General features: G+C 47.1%; 15 protein-coding genes and 2 pseudogenes. 13 read left to right on the top strand and 4 right to left on the bottom strand.

What is annotated here, in order from left to right:
* Positions 1-12 precede the first annotated feature (12 nt).
* Complete coding sequence (gene atpD, locus RE628_RS26835; protein WP_309156402.1) at positions 13-1,404, top strand: F0F1 ATP synthase subunit beta; 1,392 nt, start codon at positions 13-15, stop codon at positions 1,402-1,404.
* 61 nt (positions 1,405-1,465) lie between these two features.
* Positions 1,466-1,870, top strand: a complete 405-nt coding sequence (locus tag RE628_RS26830) for a F0F1 ATP synthase subunit epsilon (protein WP_309156400.1) — start codon at positions 1,466-1,468, stop codon at positions 1,868-1,870.
* A gap of 97 nt (positions 1,871-1,967) precedes the next feature.
* On the opposite strand, the gene RE628_RS26825 is transcribed toward RE628_RS26830, so the two are convergent.
* On the bottom strand, positions 1,968-2,657 hold the full coding sequence (locus RE628_RS26825) for a copper homeostasis protein CutC (RefSeq protein WP_309156398.1): 690 nt from the start codon (positions 2,655-2,657) through the stop codon (positions 1,968-1,970).
* 257 nt (positions 2,658-2,914) lie between these two features.
* Here RE628_RS26825 and RE628_RS26820 point away from each other — a divergent pair, with 257 nt between their 5' ends.
* The 4 genes from RE628_RS26820 to RE628_RS26805 all read left to right on the top strand — a co-directional run bounded on the left by RE628_RS26820 (position 2,915) and on the right by RE628_RS26805 (position 7,050).
* Positions 2,915-3,166, top strand: coding sequence for a DUF1146 family protein (locus tag RE628_RS26820; RefSeq protein ID WP_309156397.1), 252 nt, complete (start codon positions 2,915-2,917; stop codon positions 3,164-3,166).
* A gap of 272 nt (positions 3,167-3,438) precedes the next feature.
* Positions 3,439-4,782, top strand: a complete 1,344-nt coding sequence (gene murA, locus RE628_RS26815) for a UDP-N-acetylglucosamine 1-carboxyvinyltransferase (protein ID WP_309156396.1) — start codon at positions 3,439-3,441, stop codon at positions 4,780-4,782.
* Positions 4,783-4,981: 199 nt separating this feature from the next.
* On the top strand, positions 4,982-6,097 hold the full coding sequence (gene spoIID / locus RE628_RS26810) for a stage II sporulation protein D (protein ID WP_309159582.1): 1,116 nt from the start codon (positions 4,982-4,984) through the stop codon (positions 6,095-6,097).
* A 206-nt stretch (positions 6,098-6,303) separates the two neighbouring features.
* Positions 6,304-7,050 carry a peptidoglycan DD-metalloendopeptidase family protein gene (locus RE628_RS26805; protein ID WP_309156395.1) on the top strand — a complete coding sequence of 249 codons (747 nt, stop codon included), beginning with the start codon at positions 6,304-6,306 and terminating at the stop codon, positions 7,048-7,050.
* Positions 7,051-7,126: 76 nt separating this feature from the next.
* Here RE628_RS26805 and RE628_RS26800 read toward each other — a convergent pair whose 3' ends face one another.
* From RE628_RS26800 to RE628_RS26790, 3 genes are read right to left on the bottom strand one after another with little or no spacing between them, the layout of a single operon-like run.
* Positions 7,127-7,816: a hypothetical protein gene (locus RE628_RS26800; protein ID WP_309156394.1), complete on the bottom strand. Its 690-nt coding sequence runs from the start codon at positions 7,814-7,816 to the stop codon at positions 7,127-7,129.
* Entirely contained in the window at positions 7,813-8,709 is an 897-nt protein-coding gene (locus RE628_RS26795) for an ABC transporter ATP-binding protein (protein WP_309156393.1), read from the bottom strand. Before RE628_RS26795 ends, RE628_RS26800 begins: the two co-directional genes overlap by 4 nt.
* Positions 8,706-9,077, bottom strand: a complete 372-nt coding sequence (locus RE628_RS26790; protein WP_309156391.1) for a GntR family transcriptional regulator — start codon at positions 9,075-9,077, stop codon at positions 8,706-8,708. Before RE628_RS26790 ends, RE628_RS26795 begins: the two co-directional genes overlap by 4 nt.
* Before the next feature lie 290 nt (positions 9,078-9,367).
* Here RE628_RS26790 and spoIIID point away from each other — a divergent pair, with 290 nt between their 5' ends.
* From spoIIID to RE628_RS26755, 7 genes and pseudogenes are all read left to right on the top strand, one after another.
* Positions 9,368-9,652 (top strand): sporulation transcriptional regulator SpoIIID, encoded by a 285-nt coding sequence (gene spoIIID / locus RE628_RS26785; protein ID WP_068778933.1) that lies wholly within the window; start codon positions 9,368-9,370, stop codon positions 9,650-9,652.
* Positions 9,653-10,017: 365 nt separating this feature from the next.
* On the top strand, positions 10,018-11,016 hold the full coding sequence (locus RE628_RS26780; RefSeq protein ID WP_309156389.1) for a rod shape-determining protein: 999 nt from the start codon (positions 10,018-10,020) through the stop codon (positions 11,014-11,016).
* 105 nt (positions 11,017-11,121) lie between these two features.
* Positions 11,122-12,017: pseudogene (locus RE628_RS26775) on the top strand (flagellar hook-basal body protein).
* Between the two features lie 54 nt (positions 12,018-12,071).
* Positions 12,072-12,896: a flagellar hook-basal body protein gene (locus RE628_RS26770; RefSeq protein ID WP_309156388.1), complete on the top strand. Its 825-nt coding sequence runs from the start codon at positions 12,072-12,074 to the stop codon at positions 12,894-12,896.
* A gap of 12 nt (positions 12,897-12,908) precedes the next feature.
* Positions 12,909-13,112 (top strand): DNA-directed RNA polymerase subunit beta, encoded by a 204-nt coding sequence (locus RE628_RS26765; protein ID WP_309156387.1) that lies wholly within the window; start codon positions 12,909-12,911, stop codon positions 13,110-13,112.
* 595 nt (positions 13,113-13,707) lie between these two features.
* Positions 13,708-14,130, top strand: coding sequence for a 3-hydroxyacyl-ACP dehydratase FabZ (gene fabZ / locus RE628_RS26760; protein ID WP_309156386.1), 423 nt, complete (start codon positions 13,708-13,710; stop codon positions 14,128-14,130).
* Between the two features lie 91 nt (positions 14,131-14,221).
* Positions 14,222-15,939, top strand: a pseudogene (locus RE628_RS26755) (phospho-sugar mutase).
* Positions 15,940-16,358: the final 419 nt, after the last annotated feature.

Genomic DNA, 16,358 nt, shown 5'->3' with positions numbered 1-16,358 from the left:
GGAACAAAAAGGATGAACAAAGGACGCGTTGTTAGCGTAATGGGCGCGGTCGTTGATATCGAATTCGAACGCGGCCAACTACCGGAAATTTATAACGCTATTAAAATTGTGAAGCAAGGCGATCAAGGCGACCTGATGCTGGAGACATTTAGCCATTTAGGCGACAATCTGGTGCGCTGTATCGCTATGTCTTCAACAGACGGTCTTGTACGTGGAATAGATGCGATCGATCTAGGCGCTCCGATCTCTGTACCAGTAGGTGAGGTTACGCTCGGTCGGGTATTTAACGTGCTTGGTGAGACGATCGATAATAAAGGTCAAGTTGAAGGCGAAGTGAGAAATCCGATTCATCGTGATCCTCCTGCGTTTGAAGAATTGTCGACGCAATCCGAAATCCTGGAGACGGGGATCAAGGTTATCGACTTGCTCGCTCCTTATGCCAAGGGGGGTAAAATCGGCCTGTTCGGTGGTGCTGGTGTAGGTAAAACGGTTGCGATCCAGGAACTGATTCATAACATCGCTCAAGAACATGGTGGTATCTCGGTATTTGCGGGCGTTGGTGAACGTACCCGTGAAGGTAATGACTTGTACATGGAAATGTCTGAGTCCGGCGTTATTAATAAGACAGCGATGGTATTCGGACAAATGAACGAGCCGCCAGGTGCGCGTCTTCGCGTGGCCCTGACAGGTCTGACGATGGCTGAATTTTTCCGCGACCAAGAGGGCCGCGACGTGCTTCTCTTTATCGATAACATCTTCCGCTTTACACAAGCGGGCTCGGAAGTATCCGCTCTACTCGGACGGATGCCTTCTGCGGTAGGTTATCAGCCTACACTGGCTACGGAAATGGGACAATTGCAAGAACGGATCACTTCGACGAAGAAAGGTTCCGTTACTTCGATCCAAGCGATCTACGTTCCTGCGGATGACTATACTGACCCGGCTCCGGCTACTACATTTGCTCACCTTGATGCGACGACGAACCTGGATCGTAAAATTTCCGAGAAGGGTATCTTCCCCGCTGTGGACCCACTTGCATCCAGCTCGCGTATGCTCTCTCCTGATGTCGTAGGGGAAGAACATTACAACGTGTCACAAGGGGTTAAGCAATTGCTGGCTCGTTACAAAGAGCTTCAGGATATTATTGCGATCCTCGGTATGGATGAATTGTCTGAGGATGATAAGGTGATCGTTGCTCGTGCGCGTAAGGTTGAACGTTTCTTATCTCAGCCATTTAACGTTGCTGAACAGTTTACTGGCTTGAAAGGGAAGTATGTTCCGGTTGCTGAGACGGTTCGCAGCTTCAAGGAAATTCTTGAAGGCAAGCATGACGATCTTCCAGAAGCCGCCTTCCTCTATGTCGGTACGATTGAAGAGGCAGTAGAGAAAGCGAAGACGCTGTAAATTGCACCGTTCACGTCGGATGCTTCAGAAATGAATGTCCCACGAACAGGAGGGATGAAAAGTGAGTACCTTTACACTGGAAATTGTTACACCGGAGCATATTGTGTTCACAGAAGAAGTGAACAGTCTGACAATCCGCGGAACTGAAGGGGAACTTGGTATCTTACCCGGACATATTCCGTTCGTGACTCCACTGAAGGTTGCGCCAATTGAGGCGAGAATAGGTGGGAAGAAGATCGCGATCGCTGTGCACGGAGGCTTCGCTGAGGTGCAAGGGGATAAGGCGATCATTCTTGCCGAAAGTGCAGAGATGCCTGAGGATATCGACCTGGAACGGGCTATTGCTTCCCGTGAACGCGCTGAGCGCCGATTGGCGCGCGGTGGCCAGGACCGGGTTGACCAACGTCGTGCTGAGCTTGCTTTGCAAAGAGCGGTAACGCGGATTAATGTCGCCAACTCCAAATAGATAGAAAAGACCGGACATCGCTTGAAGATGTTCCGGTCTTTTCTGCTTCTATGCTCCTGAGCCTTCATACCTATATTATTATGAATTATTGGAGTCATTAAAATTGGTCAGCGATGCGTCGTATCGTGGATAGCATGTCCGCGTCGACAGGATTCATAATGCTGCCGCCCTGCCTTGCTGCTGAGCCGATATGAAATTCTTGAACCGATGTCTGGCGAAGAAATGTCTCAAGGGCATCGATATGGAGTCCGGCGCCTGGCAGCAGTGTAATCCCTTGCTGCTTGGCCACAAGTCTTAACCGCTCGATGATATCAGTAGCATTAAGCACGGAGGACTGGCCGCCAGAAGTAAGAATATGAGTGATTTGTGGATATTGACCAAGGGTATAGATGGCTTGCTCCAGATCAGCAGCTTCATCGATCGCCCGATGGAATGTTATCGCCAGGTCTTCGGCAGCTGAGAGAAGTCTCTCAAGCGCAACAGTATCAATGTCTCCCTGCGGCGTTAGGGCTCCGGTCACAAGACCTGAGACACCGAGCGATCGGAAGATGGCAATATCGCGCTCCATGACGGCGATGTCTTCGTTTGTATAGATGAAGTTACGGCTGTGTGGTCGAATCATGACCCGAATATCGATATCAACCTGTTCTCGAATAGCTTGGACAAGACCAAGACTTGGGGTTAGCCCTCCTTCTGAAGGGGCTGTAATGACTTCGAGGCGATCCGCTCCGTTCCTAGCTGCAATCAGGGCATCTGACAACGTATAGGCAATGACTTCTATGATCATAGTGGATTTATTCTTCCTCTCCATAGGTTATTGAGTTCATTATATTATTTTTCGTAAATACCTGGCTGCATAATTCAGAAACAAAGGTTACAAAATAGATTCTACTGGAAACCTTTACAATGAAAAGTAGTACTGGATTATTGTCTCGTTGCCAAGTATGATATAGAAGGTCTATATTTTCAGGCCGTCTTTTCTTTGGTTACTTATTAACCGATTAGGGGCCAACAGCATAAATATAACGTGACGGGGGAAATCATGTGAATCCGGTCGAGTCGGCATCATCATCGGTCGGGATCGGTGGTCTTACGGGGATTATTGTATCGCTGGTCTGTATCGCTATATCCTGGTGGGCGCTGCAAAATCTCAAGCTAGATCTGATCATCCGCAATCCGAAAGGACCACAGGGGAAGCTGCTCCAATTACTGCTCGCTGTAGTATTGGGACACTTTGTAGCTGCCTTTGTCCTTGACTATTGGGGATATACGCAGATGTTGCGTTACATGTTCTAACATTAAGGGCAAACTTGCCATAATTATGTTAGAATATGATGGGGTATGAATTTGTCGAATAACATCAAAATATTGTGTCAACAATGTGGATAAGAATATCTAATGATCGTTGATTGCTTACGGAATTGTTGGTATGATAAATCTTATTGACACAAATTAGACCTTGTGTGATGTAAATGAAATTTGATATGATGAAATTTAGGGAAATTAAGCGGGATACTATTTTTTATGTCGGGGAAAATAGTGAAAATGAACACGCGGAGGGAACCGAGATGAGTAAATTTATCGTCCGCGGTGGCAATGTCTTGGCCGGGAACGTTAAAGTGAGCGGAGCTAAAAATTCAGTGCTGCCGATCATCGCAGCGTCTTTATTGGGAGAGGATACCGTGAGCATCATTCGTGATGCGCCACCTCTGGATGATGTGATGACGATTAATAAAGTATTAGAATCGTTAGGAGCGAACGTGAATTACGAGCGTGAGGTTATCACGGTCGATGCACGGACAATCGCCTCCTGTGAAGCACCGTACGATTTGGTACGTAAAATGCGGGCGTCTTTTCTCGTAATGGGGCCACTGTTAACACGAACAGGACATGCGCGAATCTCATTGCCTGGAGGCTGTGCGATTGGAACTAGACCAATTGATCAGCATCTGAAGGGCTTTGAAGCGATGGGTGCAGAGATTAACTTGGGACAAGGTTTTATCGAAGCTAGATCTACTGGCAAATTGCATGGCGCGAAGATATATCTGGATGTGGCAAGCGTAGGTGCTACGGAGAATATTATGATGGCGGCCACGTTGGCAGAAGGTACAACGGTGATCGAGAATGCGGCTAAAGAGCCGGAAATCGTCGATTTGGCCAACTATTTAAATAGTATGGGTGCGGTCGTTCGCGGCGCAGGCACCGGTGTTATTCGCATTGAAGGTGTAGAGAAGCTGCATGGCGTTGAGCACACAGTGATTCCTGACCGCGTCGAGGCCGGAACATTTATGGTAGCCGCTGCGATTACCGGAGGTAATGTATTCGTAGAAGGCGCGATCGCCGACCATTTGGGACCGATTATTTCTAAGCTTGAAGAGATGGGCGTAACGATCGAAGCGGAAGAGAACGGTGTACGCGTTATTGCGGATAAGCCGCTCAAAGCTGTAGATGTGAAGACCTTGCCTTATCCAGGTTTTCCGACGGATATGCAATCGCAAATGATGGCTCTTCTGCTCGCTTCGGAAGGAACGAGTGTTGTTACGGAGACTGTATTTGAGAATCGCTTCATGCATGTCGACCAATTCCGTCTGATGAACGCTGAGATCAAGGTAGAAGGAAGAAGTGCTATTGTCTCGGGTGGATCCAAGCTTAGCGGTGCTAAAGTATGTGCGACGGATTTGCGTGCAGGAGCCGCGCTTATTATCGCGGGTCTCGTAGCTGAGGGCACGACTGAAGTGAGCGGTACACATCATATTGATCGTGGATACGTCAATCTGACTGAGAAATTAGCTGGACTTGGCGCTAATATTTGGCGTATTAGCAAAGAGGAGACAGTTGCAGAGCCGGAGAAAGCGGCTCAGACTGTACAGAATGAATTGTCTTCATTGAAGATTCAGCCAACCTGGGCTTAATCCAAATCATCAAATCATTAATTATGAAGAGGTCATCTCTTATGTCATCTACGGATGAGATAAGAGATGGCCTCTTATTTATTTCAGAAGAAGAGAACTCGGCCTCCATTGATATATATATTTAAGGTATGTGCAGCCTAGTTTTTGCATAAAAATTAGTAGAGAAGGTTAGCAGAATCTAGAGATAGATGTGAATTGGATGGAGGTCATAGATTTGATGAATGACGGACGGAGCATAAGATTTGGTGGACTAGCTGCCCTTGCGGCGGTAAGCGCGCTAGCGGTGCTGCTGCCCGCGCTGCTCGTACAGCGCGGGGCAACGCAGGCGCAGGACGCCGCCGGTATTACGGCGGCGGTGCATTCGCCGGCCGCGGGACAGGCCGGCGGCAAGGCGGTGGGATCGGGCCGTGAGGCTGCGGCCGATCCCGATCAGTGGCCCGTGCGCGTATATTTGACGCACACGGGCAAGGTAGAGACGCTGCCGCTCGAGGAGTACGTCACTGGCGTGTTGGCCGCCGAGATGCCGGCTGACTTCGAGCTCGCAGCCCTGAAGGCGCAGGCGATTGCCGCCCGCACCTTCATTGTTCGCCGCCTTGCCGCCAGCGACACTAGCGGCGTACCTAGCGGTAACGCCGATGTGAATGATACGGTAGAGCATCAAGCCTATGTGTCTAGCGATTCGCTCAGAGCATGGGAGAATGATGGACGCGGTGAGGATCTTCAAAAGCTGCAGCAGGCCGCCTCCCTGACGCGTGGTATTATTATGACATATCAGGGTCAACCCATTACGGCCGCTTTCTTCTCCTCCAGTGGTGGATATACGGAGAATTCGGAGGATTACTGGTCCGATCAGGTGCCTTATCTCCGCAGTGTATCAAGTCCATGGGATAGCAAGCTGGATCCTCACAATCAAGAGACTGCGCAAATCAGTGTGAATGAATTGTTTTCCAAACTGGGACAATCTGCTCCTGCACTTCCGACTACAGGCCGTCAGGGAGCGCCTATCCCTAAGCTGTTCCAAGTACTGTCCGTAACTACAGGAGGCAGTGTGAAGGACATCCGAATTGGCGATAAGACGTATAGTGGGCGGGAAGTTCGCGAGAAGCTGGAACTGCGCTCCAGTCAGTTCAATATGGTACTGGATGGTGCCGAGGTGAAGATCACAACCTATGGCTCAGGTCATGGCGTCGGTATGAGTCAGTGGGGAGCCAATGGGATGGCCAAGCAGGGTTATACGACCACACAAATTCTCAAACACTACTATACGGGGATTTCCTTCAACCAAGTATCTGATGTTCTTGCCCCACGTAATTAACTGTACAATAGGCAACTACTCCATCGAACCGCTATGGACATCCCAAAGTAGATGGAAGAAACCCAACTAGTTTTCCTTTGTTCATCAAGATAGCTATGTTCAATAGAGTGTACTCTCTGGTATTCTCCCTATTTTCAAAAAAAATTAGTATAGCCAAGTATAAAAGCAATTGCCTCGGTAACAATGATTATTGAGGTGATGAGGTAATGAATGAACAAAATAGTAAAAAGAAGAACCATGAGGAATCTCCTAAAATAACAATGGGAGAACCGGTATCACAGGTGTCCGCGTGGAAGAGAGTATTCTCGAAAAGATGGGTGTTCCCAGCAATTTACGTGGCGGCAGTGGCAATTATACTAACGTTAGTGTGGGTCTATCAGGATGCCAGCCAAAAGCCAAAAGACGCCCCTGCCAGTACCTCCCAATCTATTGATGACAGTCAGGGAACCGCAGGGAAAGTAGACGGGAAGCAGGGAGAAGAAGCTGCTGAGACGGTTGCTTCCGCTGAGGATATGGTATGGCCTGTTGCTAACGTAGCTGACGTTACTGTTGTCAAACCGTTCTATGATAAGGACGGAAGTGCTGAAGATCATCAAGCGGCGCTTGTTCATTACAACGATACGTATAGAGCGAACATGGGTATTGACCTGGCACGCAAAGATGATCAGACATTTGAAGTGAAAGCAGCAATGAGCGGTAAAATCACTCGGGTACAAGAAGTTCCACTGATCGGATATGTTGTAGAGATTACTCATCCGGGCAATATGAAGACCGTGTATGAGAGCTTGTCTGATGTGAAGGTGGAGATGAATGCTGAAGTGAAGCAAGGCGATGTGATCGCAAGCTCCGGACGCAATGAGCTCGAGAAAGATCTTGGCAACCACGTTCATTTCGCAGTGTATGAGAATGATGAACCGGTTAATCCGACAAATGTATTGCCTAAAAACAATTAGGCTAGGGTTCGAATCATAGTCGCTGCAAGCAAAGCCGCCTGACCTTAGGTCTGGCGGCTTTGCTATGGTTGCATATTTATGAAGCGGTAGTCTTGCGAATCATAAGAAAAGCGAATAAGGAGTAGATGACCGCCAAGGAGAATAGACCCGTTGCAAGTTGTGCAGCTGAATGACTGCTTAGCCATATCCATATCGTGTTCCACCAGCCGAAGTAAGTGCAGAGGTAACTGAAGATCAAGCTGAAGACAAGGATAATTGGGAAGAAGATGAACATTCCCATACGGCCATAACGTCGGTGGATCATTGCTATAGCGAATCCGGTTGTAGTGAGATTAATAGCCGTAGAAAAGTAGAACCACCATTGCTCGAACAAGCTACCATCGTTTATATAAGGTAAGTGGAAATAGTGGAAATTAACATGAAACTGCCCGGTAATATAACTTTCGCTGAGAGACAGCAGTAGTAGAATAGTAGCAATGACTATGCCTGACAGTGCAAACATCAATATGGTTCCTATAAAGTAATCCGTTCTACGGATGCCAAAGCCAAATGCAAAGGGAAAGTTTTGGGTTACGGTTAAAATACCAAGTATCAACAAAAAAATGAAAATGGAAGAAATACCGCCACTGTAATAACCTTCTTCAAGCTTAAGCATACTGCCGATGACCACATTGATAAGAAAAGGGAATAGAATTAAGAACCATGACATGTGCCACATCACTTTATCTTTGGCATGCATTTTGATTACCGTTGCAATTCGGTTCATTGAGTTTTCACCGCCTTGCGATTGGATTTTTCTTTCGTGAGGTGAACAATGAGTTGTTGAAGTGATACGGGAACGAGTTCCAGTCCAAGTTCAGCGGCTTGTTCTTGGTTATGCCTAGTTAAGCTGCCAAGCACGGTAGCAGACAACAGACCTCCGAGGTATTGCCTATCGATTGTCGTATGGTCGGAGATGAATGACTCGACTATAGTCGTTTGGCCTACGACGGAATAGGCACGACCGCGTAGTGCATCTGCATCTTCATTCAGCATGATCTTTCCACCATCTATCACGATAACATGCTCCAATAATTGACTAACCTCATCAATCAAATGTGAGGATAACACTATCGTTCTTGGGTGTTCAGCATAATCCTCGATCAAGCGATCATAGAACAAGCTGCGTGCTACTGCATCGAGTCCGAGGTAAGGCTCATCAAAAATAGTGAGCGGTGCACGGCTTGTAAGTCCAATGATAATACCAACAGAGGAGAGCATCCCGCGTGACAGTTTTTTAATGCGACGCTTAACTGGAAGCATGAAGTCCTCCAAAAGTTGATTGGCAAATTCCTGGTCCCAATTCGGAAATATAGCAGGGCACAAATCGATGATATCGGAAATTCGAAAGCTGTCGGGATACTTCTGACTCTCCTTAATGAAGCAAATCTTGTTCAATACAGAGTTATTCTCATAAGGGGCTGCTCCAAACACATGCAGTTCACCACTTGTCGGGAATATTTGTGCTGTCAGCATATGCATAATCGTTGTTTTGCCAGCCCCGTTACGTCCAAGAAGACCATAGATTTTGTTTGCCTCTAAGGAAAAGGTAACATCGTTGATAATTGTGACATTGTCATATGTTTTACTCAGACCTTTCACATCAACAATGGTATTCATTTCTGCCTATCCCCTCTCTGAATCATATCGGTTAACTGCTCTTTGGTAATTCCCAGCTTTTCTGCTTCTCTGATCATGGCTATTACATATTGCTCATAAAAAAGTTCTTTCCGTTTGTCCATAAGCCTAGCTCTTGCCCCTGTTGTTACAAACATTCCGATCCCCCGCTTTTTGTACAAAATGTTCTCATCCACCAGCAGGTTGACTCCTTTCGCTGCAGTTGCCGGATTGATCTGAAAGAAAGATGCGAATTGATTCGTTGAGGGTACTTGAGATTCTTCAGGCAATCTACCTTCGATGATGTCGTCCTCAATACGTTCGGCAATTTGCACAAATATAGGGCGGCTGTCATCCATTATTGTTGTCATTATCCACACCACCAAACTGGTTAATTACTCATGTAACTAACTATACAACCTATGGTTATTTTTGTCAAACAACATTTGCCTATTTTACGTCAACCAATTTGTTTATCAGAGACTTCGGTGGGCTACCCGCGCGGAACTAACCGAGAAATACTACGGCGGTTTGTTGTTAATTTCACTGTGGCAATTAAAATATTTGGCCTCGCTTAGGCTTGTCAGGCTTGGAAACAAAGAATATATGGGCACGCCCCTCATATAATGTACCAAACTATCTCGAGTAGGGAGGCGGGAGCGTGCACGATTACATCAAAGAACGGACGATTAAAATTGGTCGCTGCATCGTGGAAACTCGGCACACGGTACGGACTATAGCCAAGGAATTCGGCGTATCGAAAAGCACGGTGCATAAGGATTTAACCGAGCGTCTGCCGGAGATTAATCCGGATCTAGCAGATCAGGTGAAGCACATTCTCGAATACCATAAGTCAATCAGACATCTTCGCGGAGGAGAAGCGACAAAAATCAAGTATAAGAAGAAGGGACAGAACAAACGGGAGGTAATTAGCTCAGCACGCTGATTTTCCGGTACTTATCGTGAGTTGCAATGGGACTTTAGGATTATCATTGAACACATCCCCCAAAGTATGGTATTTTTAAATATGGTATGACAATGTGGATTTCTATCCATTGGACCCGAATTTTCACGGATTTAGACACCGTTCTGTCGAATGACTGCGCAAGGAAATATTGGGACACATTTACCATGTTTTGCACATCGGATTGCCTAATCGGATCAACATAGATAAGTTGGATTCTTCATCATAATTACCGACCTGGGCAGTCTATATGAACTAATAGTTCGCCGACATTAGAGAACGGTGTCACGTTGTATATAGACCGTCCCTTTATATGTCAACAAAAAACGCTTTGGGGGAGCATCCTAATGATGAGCAAGGATATTGGTATTGATTTGGGTACAGCGAATGTACTGATTCATGTCAAAGGAAAAGGAGTCGTTCTTGACGAACCGTCAGTAGTCGCCATTGATAATGACGCTAAGCGTGTACTCGCCGTAGGTGAGGATGCAAGGCGAATGGTTGGACGTACGCCAGGCAATATCGTTGCGATCAGACCTTTGCGTGACGGCGTAATTGCTGACTTTGATGTCACTGAGACGATGATGAAGTATTTTATCGATCGCGTGGGGGGCAAGAGCTGGTACAGCCATCCCCGGATTTTGATCTGCGCTCCTACGAATATAACGTCGGTGGAGCAGAAGTCGATTCGCGAAGCCGCCGAGCGAAGCGGTGCCAAGGAAGTCTTCATGGAAGAAGAACCAAAGGCCGCGGCTATTGGGGCGGGTATGGATATTTTTGAACCGAGCGGTAATATGGTTGTCGATATTGGCGGTGGGACGACGGATGTAGCGGTTCTCTCCATGGGAGATATCGTTACTTCCTCGTCTATCAAGATCGCCGGCGACAAGTTTGATTCCGCCATTATTAAATATATTAAAGGAAAGTACAAGCTCCTGATTGGCGAACGTACGGCAGAGGACATTAAGATCGGTGTAGGTACGGTGCATCCTTCTGGCCGCGTTGCAGAGATGGATATCCGTGGTCGAGACATGGTGTCGGGACTTCCTTTGACGATTACGATTACATCGAAGGAAATTCAGGAAGCTCTGTTCGACTCGGTTACTACGATAGTAGCTGGGGCCAAGTCGGTGCTCGAGCGGACTCCGCCGGAGCTGTCGGCAGATATTATCGACCGTGGCGTAATTTTGACGGGTGGCGGTGCGTTGTTGCATGGATTGGACGAGCTGTTAGCTGAAGAATTGCATGTGCCTGTGCTGATCGCCGAAGATCCGATGCATTGCGTCGTGAAGGGGACGGGCATTATGCTTGATAATTTGGACAAGGCCATTAAGAAAAGATTCTAATCAACCGATATATTCTGTATATCGAATGAAATCATCGGTGCTGCGTCGGTGTAAGACGGAGGAAGCGCGGCCGAAGCAGCAAAGTTTGAATTTGGAGGCATGTCCATGATCAGGGGACTTTATACTGCTGCATCAGGAATGATAGCCGAGCAACGGCGTCACGATACGATTACGCAGAATATCGCAAATATCAATACTCCAGGGTATAAGCAGGTAAGCTCAGTTGCGCATTCTTTTCCCGATACGTTGATCTCGATTATTGGAGACAAGCAGTCCGGTAATAATCGTAGAATTGGTAAGTTGGCTACCGGGGTTTTTGCGGAAGAGAGCTTGGCTTCTTATGCACAAGGAGATTTGAAGGAGACTGGCAAGAGGTCGGACTTTGCACTACTCTCGAGTATTGGAATGAATCATCCTACTACGGGGGAATTGATTCCATTTGATGCTTCGGCAGATATGTGGACAATAACGGTCAAGTATTTTATCGTCCGGAAGCTTTCTTCACGGTAATGGATGAGAACAATCAACTGCGATATACGAGAGATGGAAGCTTCACAGTAGCTCCTGATGGATCTCTAATGACTTCGCAAGGATATCGAGTACTCGATATGGATCATAATCCGGTTGTGTTGCCTGCGGGTGTATCCATGGATTCCTTGCAGAGTGATAGTGTCGGAAGACTCTTCTATTATGATAATTCAGGGACTCGTGTGGATGTTGGGAATCTTGGCATCTCGGTCGCAGACCGACCGCAAGAACTGGTTCGTGATGGCAACGGAGTATTCCGTGAGGAGGCTGGAACAGCCCCTAATGTTAGACAGCTGACGAATCGAGAAGGTGCTGAGGTTCGCCAAGGCTATCTCGAAGTATCCAATGTTGACTCAGCCCAATCGATGGTAGACTTAATGGCTGCCGCGCGAGCCTATGAATCCAATCAGAAGATCGTTCAATACTATGACAAGAGCTTGGACAAAGCGGTTAATGAGGTTGGCAAGGTATAGGTTTATAGGTTATTGTCAATATAAACTTGAACGGTTAAATATAGGAGGTGCTACATGAATAACTCCATGATCAGTGCCATGGTATCCATGGGCGGGATTCAGCAGCGTCTGGATTTGCTTGCCGACAATATGGCTAATCTGAATACAGTTGGATTTAAGCGCAAGGAAGCAACCTTTGAAGATACGTTGACTCGCGTTCAACAGCAAGAAAAAGGTATGGCATTGCCTGGCCGGGTCTCTCCGCTTGGTTTCAATCAGGGATTTGGTTCCATCATGGCGGGAGCTAAGGTTAATTTTGAACAAGGGCCTATCAAACAGACCGATGTTCCGACAGATCTGGCAATCGAAGGGGATGCCTTATTCTCGGTGATGACACCTGGTAATATCAAGGCCTATACACGGGCAGGCAACTTCATGATTCAACCTGATCCGAATGATGCGGAATCCGCTTGGCTCGTTACGAATGACGGTAACCACTTGTTAAATACAGATGGGGAGAAAATTGTCGTTCCTGCTAATGCCAAGCTGCAAATTGACGATCATGGCTGGATTACAGCGGTTTCTGGTTCTGGAGCTGCTGAACAGATTGGGCAGATTCAGTTATACACGCCGATTCGCTCGGATGCTCTGCAGAAGAGGGACGGAAACTTATACGTAATCGCTCCAGGAGCACAGGAAGCAGATGTACTGGCGAACACCTATGCTCTACCTCAAGATCAGCAGGCACGTATCCGTCAAGGAGCTATAGAGTCCTCCAACGTGAATCTAACGGATGAGATGGCGGAATTGATGCAAGTTCAAAGAGCTTACCAGCTCTCGGCTCGTGCCTTGACTTCGAGTGATACAATGATGAATTTGGCTAATAACTTACGCGGGTAGGTGGAGAGCTTCATGACAGATAAGAATAACCCGGAAGTTAAGCGCCGTGCATGGTGGGTCCCGTTGTTGAAGATTGTGTTAATACTGCTTTTTTTCGCAGCCGCTTTGATTGGTGGAGCGGTAGCAGGGTACGTTGTACTTGGCAAGCAGGATATACATGATGTATTGAACTGGAGCACCTGGCGTCACGTTTTCGATCTGGTCTTTGCTCCTTAGCGGGCAAGGTGGTTTGATGCATCCCGATTTTGAGTATAGATTTGATGAGAATAGCTTAGAGACTCCCGGACACGGGAGTTTTCTTTTTGCGTGGGAGAATGTATAATGATGGGGGACTAAGTGCTAGGTTTTCCATCTGAAAATAAAAGGGCTAAATCCTATACAGCGATGGCTGCACGGGATTAGCCCCTTATCTTAACCCTCGCTTCTGCAGCGGCGAAGGATAATTAAAGTGTGATCAACTTTAACTTTTTTTATACTAAGAGAGGTAGTTCAAAAAGTCCACTTTTGATCGCGAAGCGAATCATGAAGTTAACTCGGCATCGAATCTTGAATTCAGCCGGGCCTAAGCAGATGCTTACGAAGTCATGTTTCCTACGGAAACATCTCAGGTGCTCACGTACAAACTACAAGCAAATGCTTCCGAGGCCGTTTTCTACGAAAACGTGTAGCTCCGCTCCTCATGCCTTAGCTTCATCCAACTGAAGCGTTTTGAAAAAACGCACATCGGAAGCATAAGCTTTGGTGCTGAAAACCGTACTTTTTCAACTTACACTAAATAAAAGTAATTAAATTCAAGAAAGGGGAATTACATATGTTGGATGTAAAACAAATTCAAGAGATTATTCCGCACCGCCCGCCGTTCCTGTTGGTAGATCGTATTGTCGAGTTGGAGGAAGGCAAGCGTGCCGTCGGCATCAAGAATGTAACGGTGAACGAACCGTTCTTTACAGGTCATTTCCCTGGATATCCGGTAATGCCGGGCGTGTTAATCACGGAAGCGTTGGCGCAGGTAGGCGCTGTAGCGATTTTGAATTTGGAGAGCAACCGAGGCAAGATCGGATTTTTGGCTGGCCTAGATGAATTCCGCTTCCGCGGTCAAGTCGTGCCAGGCGATACCCTGCGTCTTGAAGTAGAAATTATCCGCCTGAAGGGCTCCATCGGTAAAGGTAAAGCTGTTGCCAAGGTCGACGACAAAGTCGTTGCAGAAGGCGTAATTATGTTTGCTTTGTCATAAACGGGGATGTGTGATTGTTTATTGTATAGAGACCTGTCCATCTATTAAATTTAGGGGATAGACGTAGAACAATTAGGAGGAGTTTGTAATCATGACTGAACTTAGTACGAATGTGAGACAAAGACTAGACAGTTGGCTCCAAGATCCTGCCATCGATGAAGCAACGAAGCAGGAGCTGAAGCAGCTTGAGAATAATCCGGCGGAGCTGGAAGACCGCTTCTATCGTGACCTCGAATTTGGGACTGGCGGATTACGCGGTGTCATTGGCGCGGGAAGCAATCGGATGAACCGTTATACGGTGGCTCGGGCGACGCAAGGCTTCGCTGAGTATATTTTGCAGGCGCATCGTGGACAGGAAGGTCAACCTTCTGTCGTTATCGCTCATGATTGCCGTCATTTCTCTCCTGAATTCGCTCTGGAGGCTGCGCTAGTACTTGCCGGCAATGGAATCGTAGCTAAGTTATTCACATCGTTACGTCCGACACCGCAGCTATCTTACACCGTGCGTGAATTAGCGGCAACCGGCGGAATTGTCGTAACTGCGAGCCATAATCCACCTGAATATAATGGATATAAAGTATATAATGCCTTCGGCGGACAATTGGTACCGCATGAGGCGGAGCAGGTCATCGCTAAGATTCGTGAAGTCACTTCGTTCGGCGGGATTAAGCGTCTGAGCCGTGAAGAGGCTGAACAGCAAGGGATGCTCATCTGGCTCGGTGAAGCGGAGGACGAAGCTTTCGCTGAGGTTGTGGCTGCGACTAGTGTGAATCGCGAGCTAATGGCTGCCGGTGCAGCTAGGATTTGGTCGTCGTATTTACTCCTCTACATGGAACAGGGAATCTTCCGGTGCGCCGTGTGTTAGATAAGATCGGCTTCTCCCAGGTTCATATTGTGAAGGAGCAAGAGTTGCCGGATGGCAATTTCAGCACAGTGAAGTCTCCGAACCCTGAGGAGCGCGAAGCGTTCACTATGGCGATAGAGCTTGGTAAGAAGGTTGGAGCGGACATTCTGATGGGAACGGACCCGGACGCTGACCGTATGGGAGCCGTTGTCAGAGCGGCGAATGGAGAATATGAGATTTTGACCGGTAATCAATCGGGTGCGATCCTTGTTCATTATGTACTGGGTCAATTGAAGGAAGCGGGCAAGTTCCCTGAGAATGGCGCGGTTGTGAAGACGATCGTAACGAGTGAGATGGGTGCTACCATTGCCCGTCACTATGGTGCTACTGTGTTTAATACGCTGACCGGCTTCAAATATATCGGCGAGAAAATGAACCAGTTCGATGAGACTGGTGAGTATACTTATCTATTCGGATACGAAGAGAGCTATGGTTACCTGGCTGGCAACTATGCACGTGACAAGGATGCTATCGTAGCCTCGACTTTGATCTGTGAAGCTGCCGCTTATTATAAGCGTCAAGGTAAGACTTTAATCGATGTGCTGGAGGAGCTCTACGCGAAGTTTGGATACTATCGTGAATCGCTCGCTTCTCGTACATTAAAAGGCCAAGATGGTGTGGCTAAGATCGGTGCACTGATGGAAGATTTCCGTGGCAATCCGCCGCAGCAGATCGCAGGCTCTAATGTGAAGGAAGTGCTCGACTACTCCCTGGGACTGGATGGTCTTCCGAAGGAGAATGTATTGAAATTCATGCTCAAGGATGGTTCATGGTTCTGCCTGCGTCCATCTGGAACTGAGCCGAAGATCAAATGCTATTTCGCAGTTTGCGGGCAGTCCAACGACGATGCCAAAGCAAGACTGAAGCGTCTGGAGTATGAAGTATTGGCGCGTATAGACGCTTAAGGCACAAGCTTTATTCGTAATACGTATGTTAAAACATCTTGAAGCTACATTTGCAGTTTGAAATGAATAAGCCGTTCATTTAAGTCGACTTGATCAAGTCGACTTAAATGTTGTGTATGAGGCAAAATGACTCATTGCGTTAGCATGGATGAGTAGTTGCATTTTAGGTGTACTTTTTACAATAAGTGAAGTAATTACTGGGATTGCCATGTCGTTTAATGATAAAAAAGTGACAATTTGATAAGATTTAGTTATAGATTTGAAGTATTATTGGTCTATGCTTACCGGAGTATCCTATATTTCCCTTCATGCATAGACGAACAATCGGGCATTTTTTGACTCAGAAGCGAGAACTTAGTAGTCTTGATGTTAGGGATGATGTTGTCACAGTTTTGATTATGAGGTCTGTCAGATTGTAA

This window comes from Paenibacillus sp. D2_2 (assembly GCF_031199965.1).
In the GTDB taxonomy this organism is placed as follows: Bacteria; Bacillota; Bacilli; order Paenibacillales; family Paenibacillaceae; genus Fontibacillus.
The sequence above is the reverse complement of the archived record's forward strand: the minus strand, read 5'-3'. Positions and strand labels throughout refer to the sequence as shown.

Coding starts and splice junctions, on each gene's coding strand:
- atpD (WP_309156402.1), top strand. CDS start 13: ATGAACAAAGGACGCGTTGTTAGCGTAATGGGCGCGGTCGTTGATATC.
- RE628_RS26780 (WP_309156389.1), top strand. CDS start 10,018: ATGATGAGCAAGGATATTGGTATTGATTTGGGTACAGCGAATGTACTG.
- murA (WP_309156396.1), top strand. CDS start 3,439: ATGAGTAAATTTATCGTCCGCGGTGGCAATGTCTTGGCCGGGAACGTT.
- RE628_RS26765 (WP_309156387.1), top strand. CDS start 12,909: ATGACAGATAAGAATAACCCGGAAGTTAAGCGCCGTGCATGGTGGGTC.
- RE628_RS26770 (WP_309156388.1), top strand. CDS start 12,072: ATGAATAACTCCATGATCAGTGCCATGGTATCCATGGGCGGGATTCAG.
- RE628_RS26795 (WP_309156393.1), bottom strand. CDS start 8,709: ATGAATACCATTGTTGATGTGAAAGGTCTGAGTAAAACATATGACAAT.
- RE628_RS26800 (WP_309156394.1), bottom strand. CDS start 7,816: ATGAACCGAATTGCAACGGTAATCAAAATGCATGCCAAAGATAAAGTG.
- fabZ (WP_309156386.1), top strand. CDS start 13,708: ATGTTGGATGTAAAACAAATTCAAGAGATTATTCCGCACCGCCCGCCG.
- spoIID (WP_309159582.1), top strand. CDS start 4,982: ATGGAGGTCATAGATTTGATGAATGACGGACGGAGCATAAGATTTGGT.
- RE628_RS26805 (WP_309156395.1), top strand. CDS start 6,304: ATGAATGAACAAAATAGTAAAAAGAAGAACCATGAGGAATCTCCTAAA.
- RE628_RS26790 (WP_309156391.1), bottom strand. CDS start 9,077: ATGACAACAATAATGGATGACAGCCGCCCTATATTTGTGCAAATTGCC.
- RE628_RS26825 (WP_309156398.1), bottom strand. CDS start 2,657: ATGATCATAGAAGTCATTGCCTATACGTTGTCAGATGCCCTGATTGCA.